At 45.9% G+C, this 12,812-nt stretch carries 1 protein-coding gene; it reads right to left on the bottom strand.

Translation table 11 applies throughout. The annotated features are described in order from the left end of the window. Positions 1–7 precede the first annotated feature (7 nt). Positions 8–12,808, bottom strand: coding sequence for a polyketide synthase PksM (gene pksM / locus MKY50_RS09355; RefSeq protein WP_341116538.1), 12,801 nt, complete (start codon positions 12,806–12,808; stop codon positions 8–10). Positions 12,809–12,812: the final 4 nt, after the last annotated feature.

Here is a 12,812-nt window from a genome sequence, read left to right as displayed (position 1 = left end):
AATTTCTTTATGATTCATACGATTTACTCCCTTCTATGATGTTTTGCACACTCTTAAAATCCAATTTCCCTAGCGCCACCTCTTGCATCAATCCGATGATTTGCTCGTCTGTATACGTGCCCTTTATGTGATGTGCTGCTGCGCTATAATTTTGTTTTTCCGCTTTTAAGGCCAAATGGTCAGATAGAGTTTGGACTGTCTGACATTCAAGGATTTCCCGGCCGGCCATCTTCAGCTGCGTGGTTTTTTCGATATGCCGCATCAATTTTCGGCCAAGAATTGAATCCATCCCATAATCCAAAAAGTTTCTTTTGAAATTGATTCGATCCTCAGATATGCCCAATTCTCGTGCTAAAAATTGAACAATGATCTTTTGAATATGGGTTTTGCCATTCGGCTCGTCAATCTCTGTTTTCATATCTTGTGAATGCTGTTTAACGGCCTCTGATTGCTGAGTGCCTGACGAAACCCAATACCGTTCCCTTGCAAATGGATAACCAGGTAAAGAAACCATCCGAACGTGATCGCCATCATGAAGGAGTTCCCAAGGAATCTGATATCCTTTCACCCAGCATTCCGCGATGTTTTCCAAATTTCTTTCTTTTGCGAGAGCTTGCAGAACTGCTTCATCTTGTTCTTCTAACATCCCTTCTGTATATCCTGTATAAAGGGATCTCTGTTGGCCTGATACCCCACCATTCTTCATTGCTTCCACATATTCCTTCAATTTTCGCACCAATTGCTTCTGATTGTTTGCAACGATCGCGAGCCTTGCTTCCATGGCTTTTCTCCCAACCTGAAGCGTATATGCCACATCAGGTAAAGAAAGGTTATGATTCTGCTCCAGATACGCAATCATGCGGCAGGCAGCATCCTGAAGCCGATCGTCATTTTGGGCTGAAAGCACAATGATCTGCGGTGACCCTTGATGCCGCTGTGTGGACGGCTGATCATCCGGAATGTATTCTTCAATGACTGCATGTGCATTGGTGCCGCTGATTCCAGTCGTGCTGATCGTTCCCATCCTCGGCTTCTGATTTTTCCTGATCCACGAACGGTTTTCTTTGCAAAGCACAAATGGGCTTTCTTTAAACGGAATATACGGGTTTTCCGATTCACAGTGATGAGTGGCCGGAATGATCTGGTTTTTCATAGCCATCAGCATACTGATTAAAGCAACCGTTCCTGACGCTGCAAATGTGTGTCCGATTAAAGGTTTAATTGAGCTGATCATACAGAATTGCTTCTGCTTCGTATATTTGCTGAACACGCTCGTTAACGCTTGGACCTCAAGCGGATCACCAAGATTCGAGCCGGTACTGTGCGCCATCACATATTGAATATCGAGCGGATTGATTTCATTTTTTTCATAAATGTTTTCGATCAATTCTGCCTGGCTAAAAGGATTTGGCGCAGTAATGCCGTTGGTTTTGCCATCGTAATTCACGCCGCTGGCTTTGATGCAGCCATAAATATGATCTTTATCTTCAATTGCCTTTGATAATGGTTTCAAGAGAACAGCAGCCACCGCTTCACCTGGCACAAGACCATTGGCATCCTGGTCAAACACTTTGCATTGTCCGTTCGGAGACAGCATTTCGGCCCTTGTCAGCGCCTCAAAAGACATGTGAGAAATATTCAAGCTGACGCCGCCGGCTAAAGCCATTTCACAATCCCCCTGACGCAGAGCTGAACATGCCTGGTGAATCGCCACCAGTCCAGATGAACATGCTGCTGTCAAAGCCATATTAGGCCCTTTTAAATCCAATGCGTATGCGATTCTCGCAGACAATGTGGCGTTTTGTGTTCCGTTAATGTAATCCGAATCTCCGGTTAGATGCGCATATTCCCCTTCTTCCACACCTACATAAACACCGCAGGATTTTCCTTTTATCCGATCTCCCATATAGCCGGCGTCTTCAAACGTGTGCCATGCTTCCTCTAGAAAAATGCGCTGGCGCGGATCCATGCTTTCGGCTTCTTTAGGCGATATTTGAAAAAACAGCGGATCAAACCGGTCTATGTCCTTCAAAAATGCACCCCACCTTGGCACTGCTTTTTCTGGATCTCTGTTAGCTCTCCCCCAGTCCCGGCGTTCGCCCGGAATGTCAGAGATACACGATTTACCGTTTTTCAGATTATCCCACAGCTCATGGACCGAATCAGCTTGAGGGAACCTGCCGCTCATGCCGATAATGGCAATAGGCTCATCGTGAACCTGCCGAATGCTTTGTTTACTGGTTTCCGGTTCTGGAGCTACAGGAATTACTGCATAAGCTTCAGGGGGCTTTTGCGCCTCTGATGCATCATCCCGGTAAAATGCTTCAATCAGCTCTTTATGATCGGTTAAGAAAAAGCTGATCAATTCTTGTAAAGTTGAATAGCCGAAAAATAAAGCCGGTGTCACTTCGATGTTGAAATGCTTTGATAACACGTTCGAGAATTTAGCCAAATAGATCGAATCAAATCCGAAGTCGGCCCAATTTTTGTTCAAATTCAGCTTGTCCTTTGAAATCTTAAGCAATGTGTGAATATGCTCTTTCAAGTCGTGTTCTAAACGCTTTTCAATGCTTAGTGTTTTTACCTCATCCTTGTTTTCTTGTGCTAGAGGGGCTTGAGTGGCCGGTTCTGGAATAGCTGGTTCAGTCATTCCTAAAAATCTGCTGACACGGCTGGGCTGACCGGCTATCACGAGATGCTGAGCATCCTGCTGAGCTAGGATGTGCTCAAACATACGGATACCTTCCTCGGCTTCTAGGAAGCGTTGGCCGCTTGATTTCAGGTACATATCCGTTGTTTCCTCATCACCGATCTTCATTCCGCCATCCTTCCACACAGGCCAGTTGATGACAAACGTTTTACCGTTATGCAGCTCATTTCTGTATTGTGCGTAAGCCATCTGAAACCTATTGCCAATCGCATAATCACAACATCCAAAATCCCCTAAAACCGCAGAAGAAGAAGAAAAATAACACATAAAATCAAGGTCTTCATTTTTAAGCCATTCATCAAGCGCTATCGTGCCGTTGATTTTCGGTTCAATGATGCGCTGGAAGCTTTCGATCTTTTTGTCAAAAATAGCAGAGTCGCTCTCGATTCCGGCTGCATGAATAACACCGTTGATGGCACCGAATCGGTCTTTCCCTCTTTTTACGCAGTCTCCCATTGCGATAGGATCAGACACATCTGCTTCTGCATACATCGCTTCGCCGCCTAGATCCTTTAATTCTTTTATTTGCTTTTGCTTCTCATCATTAAAAGGCGACCTCCCTGTCAAAATCAGGTTTGCGGCATAGTTTTTGGCCAAATGCTTGGCAAATAAATAACCAAGCCCTCCTACACCGCCTGTAATCAGGTAAGTACCGCCAGACTTCAATTTGCTGTTGTCCGGTTGTATCGTTGTCTGTTCAATGTGATTTACATATCGTTTCAGATTCTGATACAAAACCGTTTGTTCAGTTGAAGCCTGTAATTCTGCCCAGACTTTACGTGTCCAATCATCCATCGATCCTTGTTCCGCGGGCTGAAAGATTCCAGTCACTTTTGTGTGCGGAAGGACAAGCCCGAGTGAACGTTCGAAGCCAATCCATGATTCCAGATAACTTCGGTCAAGACTATCTTCAAAACATCCTGCCAGCAGCAGCCGTGAAGGATGAAGCTTTGCTGCGGACATACCTTGTAATAGGTAAACAATACAGGAATGGTCCTTAATACAGCGCTTGTCTTCCATAGGCCACATATAGAGGATTGCATCTGGCTCTCCAAGTTCTTCTTTAATGCTCTGGAAGGCCTTTTCAAAAGTAACGGGTTCTTGCCGCACAATCTGATAGCTATATTCAGACTGTTTGCTGTACACTTCGCCCTGTGATATAAAAATGACCTTGGTGTCTTGATCAACGTTTTTCAGGGCTGAAGCAAATGCGTTTTGCTTTTCTCTTTCAGTCAGAAAACAGATGAGCGTTTTGATACGTTTCGATGTGAGAGTCGCCGGCTCTTCTTTCCACACTTCTTGAAACGTCATAACCTTGAAAGGTTCTTCAGTTTGCTGATCATGATCCTGTTCTATAGACGCCGGAGCCTTTGCCGCGCCTGGCGCCCAGTAACGTTCTTTTGCAAATGGATATGCCGGAAGACTGATCCGGACAGGCGTTTGGGTGCCGTACAGCATGCCCCAGTCGAAAGACAAGCCTTTCACCCAAAGATCCAGCAGTTTCGTGTATTTCCCTTTGCTCATCCATGCTTCTATGATTTTTTCCGTATCCTCATCCGCTGATAAGACTGCTAACGCTTTTTTGTTATCATCGATGCGATCCAGATACAGGCTGTCTGCTTTGTTTTCGATAAAATCGTTCAGCTTTCTCTCAAGATCCTCTAGTGATTCCGCTATAAAGGCCAGCCGTTCCTCCATTGCTTCACGGCCTGTTTGCAAGGTATAGGCAATCCTGATCAGGTCTGTTTCGCGGTACCTTTTTTGTTTGATGGCTGTAAGCAGCTGTTCCGCTTTTTCTTGCAAACGTTCCATGTTTTTGGCCGACAGCACAATCAGCGCTGGAGGATGGTCTTTCGGCGTTTGCGCCCCCGTTCTTGGAATATATTCTTCCAGGATGATATGGGCATTGGACCCTCCGGCGCCAAAACTGCTCAAGCCAGCGCGCCTAGGCACCTCTTGCCCGCCAATCACCGGGCGTTTCCATTCACCAAGTTGCTGCTGAACGACAAATGGCGTATGGCTGAACTCGATGTTCGGATTCAACCGCTGAGCATGCAATGATGGCGCAATTTGGCCATATTTAAACTGAAAAAGTATTTTTGTCAGCCCTGCAATTCCGGCTGCACTTTCACAATGGCCGATATTTGATTTGCTGGAGCCGATCGCACAAAACTGTTTCTCCTGCGTATCTTTCTCGAATGCTTTTGTTAACCCCGCTATCTCAATCGGATCTCCTAATGCAGTGCCTGTTCCATGCGCCTCTAAATAACTGATGGTTCGGGCAGGAATGTCGGCGCGCTCAATTGCTTCTTTAATCACCTGTGCCTGTGCATGAGGATTTGGAACTGTGTATCCATTTGTTTTTCCTCCGCTATTAATGGCACTTGCCTTTATCACACCGTAAATATGGTCACCGTCCGCTATTGCTTGCTGCAGCGGCTTTAACACAATGGCGCCTACGCCTTCACCGTCGACAAATCCATCTGCATCATCGCCGAATGATTTACATGTATCACTAGCAGAGAGCATATTCATGACAGATAAATTCTGATAGTGAACCGGGTCGACAACTAAATTGACACCGCCGGCAATGGCACAATCACTCGATCCGCTATAGATGCTTTCCAGCGCTAAATGAATCGCTGTCAGGGAGGATGAGCAGGCTGTATCGACTGCAAGACTCGGGCCTTGGAAATTCAGTAAATAGGATATTCTGTTGGCGATAGACCAATAGCCGTAGCCAGTCGGATAATTTTTGTTCATGACTCCGGCAAAGACGCCGATTTTTCTGCTTGAACAGAGCGAGTCAGGCGTGTATCCCGCGTCTTCAATACTTGCATAAGCGGTTTGCAGAAATAATCGCTCCTGAGGGTCCATTCTTTCTGCCTCAAGCGGAGAAATCTGAAAGAATAATGGGTCAAACTTGTCCATATCCTTGATAAATCCGCCCCATTTCGTATAAATTGATCCTTCTTTTCCTTTTTCTTTATCGTAATAAGCTTTCCAATCCCAGCGATCTTTCGGAATTTCCTCAATACAATTTCTTCCTTCTTTTAGGTTGTTCCAAAAGTCTTCTGCTGTTTCCGCCTGAGGATAGCGTCCAGAAATGCCGATAACGGCAACGTCACGGCTTGCAAGAGTGTTTGTCGGTGTTTCTTTCTCCCCGCTGAAGCCAAGCTTGCGAAAGCGCCGTGTTCTTTTAGCGGCCTGATCAGGTTTCTGTGAAGATTGGGTTCTGCTTTCGGCCGGTGTATGTTGTTGAACTTGACGGTCAAGACCTGTTAATTTCATCAGAGCTTCTGTTTTTGTTTTGATGAAATGCTCCACTAATGCGTCAATGGTCTGGTACTCGAAAAATAAAGTGCTGCTTACATGGTCAAATTCTTTACGCAATGTATTCGTCAGCTGGACAACAACGATAGAATCAATACCGTACTTTTCAAGCGGTTCAGATGACTCAATCTTTCCTGCAGGAATTTTCAACGTTTCCCCGATTAGTTTTTTCATATATTCTGTGCTTTTTTCTCTTAGGAGAGCATGTTTCGATTGTCCAGCTTCCTCTGAATCTATGGTATGAATGTAGGCTGGCTCCTGATTAGACGCTTGTGAAACAACCTTCTCCGGCAGGATCACATTTTTCATCATACGTCGAACCAGCCCGTTGCTTGAGGCTGCGACGATTTGGTGACTCAGATCATGTGCCGCCTCGGCCGGGAAAAAGACAGATTCAAAGCCTTCGCTTTCAAGTGCCGCTTTCCAGCTGTCAGGATGTAAGCCTGGACAGCCGGGAATCCGCACTGCAGGATCTTCATACAGCCACCAGCCTTCCAAAAGACCAAAGGTGATGTGAGGGAACAGGCTGTTTCCCGCCATTTCATTCAACAGCAGCATTCCGTTGTTTTTCATTACCGCTTTTGTATGCCGCAGTGTTTGACGGATATTTTTTGTTGCGTGAAGGACATTAGCGGCAATGACGACATCATAGCCTCCCGCTTCAAATTCCTGCTGATCAATCGGTTTTTCCACATCAAAAAGCTGATATGTCAGGTACGGATTTTCCGCCCCATATTCCTTTTCTGCATGCAGCAAAAATGCTTTAGACAGATCTGTATAGCAATATTCATTGATGTGCTTTTGATATGGTTTCAGTTTTTCAAAGATTCCGGCACTCGTGCCGCCTGTGCCTGCGCCTATTTCCATAATGCGAATCGATGCCTCAGGGTCGTGCTTCAGACGTTCATCCAGATAAGCTAATAATGTATCGGCAAGCACTTTATTAAAATAGTCTGCCACTTGGTTATGCTTATAAATGCCTTCCACCAGTTCCATCGAGGAATGCGGGAACATGATATCTGTTGCAGGGACTTTCCCTGTCAAAATATCCGGTAATGCTTGCAGCATGGCCTCTGCTAATACAACCATCGCCTTTGTCTCGCTGTCTTTAAGCCACTTTTCTTTTTTCGCGTTCCATTCTAGCCAAAGCAGCTCGATATCCTCTGCTTGGTCCTTCCTCACCAATGAATCTCCAACTTTCTTAAGATAGCCATGCTGCAAGAGAAATTCGCTGCTTTGCCGAATCCATTTTCCATAAAATTCACGAGTCTTATATTGTTGAAGACGTTCAACCGATAATGTATAACCATCAAACAGCCCGGCTGTTTGCAGCTGTCCTAACAACAGCCTGTAAAGAAGATCATCAAGCTCTTCATGTGTCACTCTTTGAAATCGTCCCGTAGTCGGCAGACGCTCCATCAGGCTCTCTGCATCTGCTGAAGGTTGCTCTGGATAAAGAGTGATGAATTCATTCTGATTCACGCCTTCGACTGCTACAGGCTTTGTCGTATGAATGAAAGCTGTTTGGCTGACTGGCCCAGAAAGCAGCGCTTCCAGCGCCTTCATAGCCTCCGCAGGCTCAATTAAACCTAAGCCGATTTGATTCATGAGCTGTACATAATGTTCATCCTCAGCCGCTTCACTATTCCCCCAATATCCCCAGTTCATGACTTTTACAGGGCATGCCCAGCTCTGAGAAAGCCGGTGAGCAAAAGCATCTGCAAATGTACAGCCAGAGGCATAATGGCTTTGCTTCACATTTTTGATATGGGCTACAAGCGAAGAGAAGAATAAAACAAAATCTACATTCTCCTGGCGGAACACTTGGGCCATCTGAATACTGACATCGATCTTCGCCGCCAGTCCAGCGGTGAATTCTTCCGCCTTCATTTTTTCCAGGCTTTGCTCAAATAAAACCATCGCAGAGTGAACAATCCCGTGAATATGAGGATGACGTTTTTTCACTTGTTCATAAGCCTGCTGCAATGAATGCTTATCGGCTGCATCGGCTGCAATGTAGAAAGGCTCTGGGCCAAGCGCCGAAAGTCGGTCTATTTTTGACTGGATGGCAGCATTAAGTTGACTTCGCCCAATCCAAACGATTTGCGCCTGGTAGCGGCGGATCATGTACTCACTCCACGCCTCTCCGATATACCCGGCTCCTCCGATGACCACATAGACTCCGCCTTTCCGATATAGCGTGTCGCCTGACAGTGAGTGCTGATATGGGATCAATTGCTGCTGATGCCATTGCTGATTACGATAGGCCCAAGCATGGCCAAGGCGGTCAGCTGGGAGCGCAAACATGTGATTTACCGGCCATGTGCAGCCTTTTTCAAGATCGAGAAGACGGATTTTCCAGTGTGGATATTCCTTTGCCATTGTGCCGGCAAGCCCATGAATGCTTGCATGAGCGGGTTGTACTGCCTCATGTTGCGTAACCGGCTGCGCTTGGACGGTCACAAGAGACCATTCAAGTTGTTTCTCGCCATAGCCTAATTGCAGGCATGCTTTCACAAGCTTAAATAAGTGAAGAACAGCTTCTTCTTGTCCATCACTACCTATACTTCCCCGGTGTGACGGGGCAATCCACAATACATGGTCAATGCTTCCGTACGCTTGCAGTTTGTCCGCTATTCCCTCAATGTCATCTGCAGGCCGGATATCGATAAAGGATACTTGCGGATAATGATGCTTTATTAATGCCCGATCAGCTTCAGCAGCACCGCATAAAACAACTCGTGTACCAGCAAACGAAGCATTATCCTCCGTATCTGAAGAGACTGGTTCCCAGACAGGGATCATCATCGTATGCCCGGTCAGCTGAGAATCAGTTAATAGTTGCGGCTTTGAATGCTGCTCTCCATCAAGTGCCCGCATCGAGGCACCCTTCATTCGCACACAAACATGTCCGTTCTCATCACATAAATCAATATCATACTTTCTGACTTTGTCCTCCGCTTTACTGTCTGAACTGTATCGAATATAAGACCATATCTTCTCTGGACATGGGCTGAAAATATCAACCTCCTGTAACGCAAATGGAAGAGACAGCGTCTGAGCTTGTCCAGCGGCATTGACTGAGCTAACGATAAAACCGACTGTGGCATGGAACGCGGAATCCATCAAACTCGGGTGGAGCGCAAAATGCTGCTTGTCGTTTTTTAGAAAAGCGGGTAACGAGATTTTTGCAAGCAATTGATCTTTGCCGACATAGACTTTTTCAATCCCTTGATAGCCCTCTCCATAGTCAAGCCCAATCTTTCGAAACGCTGCATAGCATTGTTCTGACGTCACTGTGTCCAAACTGCATTCTGTCTGTATTGATGAAAGGTTTAAAATGGAAGTGTCCGCTTCATCTGAAATGACAGCGCGGCCTTGGCAGTGTATCGTCAGGGCTTCTTCTTTATGTTCAGAGCTGCTATAAATGTCAAAGGAGATTTCCCCGTTATCCTCAGGAAAAAGGCCAATATGTATTTCTTTTGGTTCACTTTCAATCGTGATAGGACGCACCCACACAATGTCTTTAAGCGACACCACTCTTTGTTCGCCGTCCAGATCGCCTGCAGCTTTTTCCGCTGCTTCCCTTGCCATTTCTAAATAGGCAACGCCCGGCAAAATCTTCTGTCCCTGTACAACATGATCAGAAAGGAAAAATTCCGTGCCTGTAAATACAGAGCTAAAGCGCTGCTCAGTAAAGTCTGATGTATTGCGGTGCACCAGCGGATGTAAGATATGATTCACAGTGCTGGTTTTCATTTCAGGAACCGGGATCCAGTAGCGCTCCCTTGCAAACGGATAGGTCGGAACACTGATCTTAAGCGGCTTGCGATCGCCGTACAGGTCGTCCCAGGTGACCCGCTTTCCTTGAACCCATGCTTTCGCCATTTCCATCATTTCACTGTCTGTTGTCAAATTGTTATTCAGCGCATTTACCGATGCTAGCCCAGCCGCCTCCTGATTCTCCTTGGCTTGTCCGGTCCAGTAGCCCTCGATCTCTTCTTCTCCATTGGCAAACGCCCGAAGTTTAGCCGTTAAATCTTTTATATCTTTTACGATGAAGGCCGCACGCTCCTCCATTTCAACCCGCCCTGCCTGCATGGTATAAGCTAACGCTAAAAGATTGACGTCCTCGCTAAGAAAATCAAGAAGTTTAAGAGCGTAAGCCTGCAGACGATCTTTGTTTCTCGCAGACAAAGGTATCACTATTTCTTCATTTTTCGTTAAAATCTTCTCTGAATGGCTCTCTGCCGGAATATATTCTTCCAAAATAAGATGCGCATTTGATCCTGAAGCGCCAAACGAACTTAAACCGGCACGGCGGGGATATGTGACGTCCACCCCGTTTTCTGTAAAAGATGGCTGCTCCCATTCCTTTGTTTCATGCTGGACAAAAAATGGGGTTTGATCGAGCTTCAAATAAGGATTCAGCTCTTCTGAATGTAATGAGGGCACCAAGGTTTTATGATGCAACTGCAGGACAGTCTTCGTTAAGCCGCTAATGCCGGCTGCAGCTTCAGCATGGCCAATATTCGATTTAACAGAACCGATTGAACAGAATTGCTTGTCCTGCGTATTGCGGCTGAAAGCTTTTACTAACCCCTGTATTTCAATCGGATCTCCCAATGAGGTGCCAGTGCCATGGGCTTCAACATAGCTGATGGTGCGCGGATCAATTCCTGTTTTTTCTAGACACGCTTCGATAACATCAGCTTGAGCTACCGGGCTCGGTACTGTAATTCCGCTTACTTTCCCTACATGATTGATCGCACTGCCTTTGATGACAGCATAGATTCGGTCACCGTCCTGTTCAGCTTTTCGCAGCGGTTTTAGCAATACTGTGCCGACACCTTCTCCAGATACGTAGCCATCCCCGCCTTTGCCGAAAGTATGGCAATAGCCGTCACTTGAGTGCATCCCTACACTGCCATAGCTGATATATTTAGCCGGATGCAGTGACAAATTGACGCCTCCGGCAAGCGCGGCCTCGCATTCTCCATTCCGGATGCTCTCTATTGCCAGATGAACCGCAGTTAATGAGGAAGAGCAGACCGTGTCCACCGCCATGCTTGGGCCGTGGAAATTACAATAGTAAGAGACCCTGTTGGCGATTTGCGCATAATTCAGCGATAAAGGAAATGGATTATGTTCTGATAGAGCTTCAGCCCCTATAAGGGAATAGTCCTTATGCATAACGCCGGCAAACACACCGACATGCTGTCTTTTATTTTCTCCCTGCGGTGAAGCAATCGTCTCTGGTGTATAACCCGCATCTTCAATAGCTTCCCAGCACGTCTCTAAAAATAACCGTTCCTGAGGGTCCATCATTTCCGCTTCACGCGGAGAGATTCTGAAAAATTGAGGATCAAAACAATCAGCATCCTCGATAAACCCGCCCCATTTTGACAATGGCTTGCCCGAAGGTGAATCCAGTCCATTGTTTTCTTTCCATTCCCAGCGTGAGTTTGGAATCTCTGTGATGCAGTCGGTACCCGCTTTAAGCTGTTCCCAAAATTCCTGTATATTTTTCGCCTTAGGATAGCGTCCCGCCATTCCGATAATGGCAATGTCATCCCCGATCTCTGGTGAAGAGGTAACACCATCAGGAGAATCCTTCATTGGTGAAGGAGATTGGCGGACAGCATTGTCCGCCTCTCCAATTGAATAGTGATCAGCAAGATGAGCAGCTAGTTCTGCAATTGTTGTAAATTCAAACAGCAGTGTCGGAGCAAGATCCGCTCCAACCTTATCTCCAATTTCCTGAACCACGGTAAGCAATGACGGAGAATCCAAGCCTAGCTCATAGTACCCAGCGTGGATATCCATTTGTTCTGCCGGCCTTTCAAGCTGCTTAGCAAGCAACTGACGCAAATACATTTCAAATGCGGGATAGTCCCGACTGATGTTCTGAGAGACAGCAGCTCTTTTTTCTTGAATTCCTTTTGGAGAATGAAAGGCTGACATATTCCGTACAGACTTGCCTGCAAATTGTTTCAGCTCGGCCACTTTTTGTCCTGATGAATTAAAATATTCAATCGTCATATAAGTGAGCTCTTTCTTTTGGCGCACAGATGAGGAGAGGATCCGTGCTGTACATCCTTTTTGCAATCGTTCTGAAGCAGAAAACGATTCATAATACAATGGCAGGTACATCGTTTGATCTGAGATCAGGCAGCTTGAACCTATGCCGCTGCCGTCAATAAGCGTCGGATGAAACAGAAAAGCTTCAGAATGGCGCAGGGCTTCCTGTCCAACTGCTAAATCAATTAAAGCACCCTCTTTGGTTTCATAAATCTGTCCTTCCGCCTTCATCATGCCGGTATGCACTAACTCTTGAGAGCGGCATTGTTCATATATTTCATCTAAATTCAGAATCCTGTCAGCTGTATTTTTCCAATGATTAAGGTCTATTGATTCGGCAAAAGAAGCTTGCTCTTTACGATGCATGTCAGCAGTCACATATTGTCTCTTATCAGATAGCGACTCTCCATGCTGTTTTTGTCCGTCGATGATGATGGACCATGTCCCTTCCTTTCTTTCAGACACATGAATGGTCAGGGCAATGTCATATGACTCATCTGCGATCAAAGGGTAAAAAATGGTCAGGTTTTTTAATTCAAGCTCTTGGTATGCATAACCATGTTCCTGGAATACTTGGTAGATCAAATCTATATAAGCAAGGCCGGGTAATAACGCTTGTCCATATACCTTGTGGTTGGACATGATTGGATTATTTAATGAAATATGCAGTTGTTCAGTTATCATTTTC

This window comes from Bacillus sp. FSL R7-0685 (assembly GCF_038002425.1).
In the GTDB taxonomy this organism is placed as follows: Bacteria; Bacillota; Bacilli; order Bacillales; family Bacillaceae; genus Bacillus; species Bacillus subtilis.
This window is presented reverse-complemented; position numbering and strand designations above follow the sequence as displayed.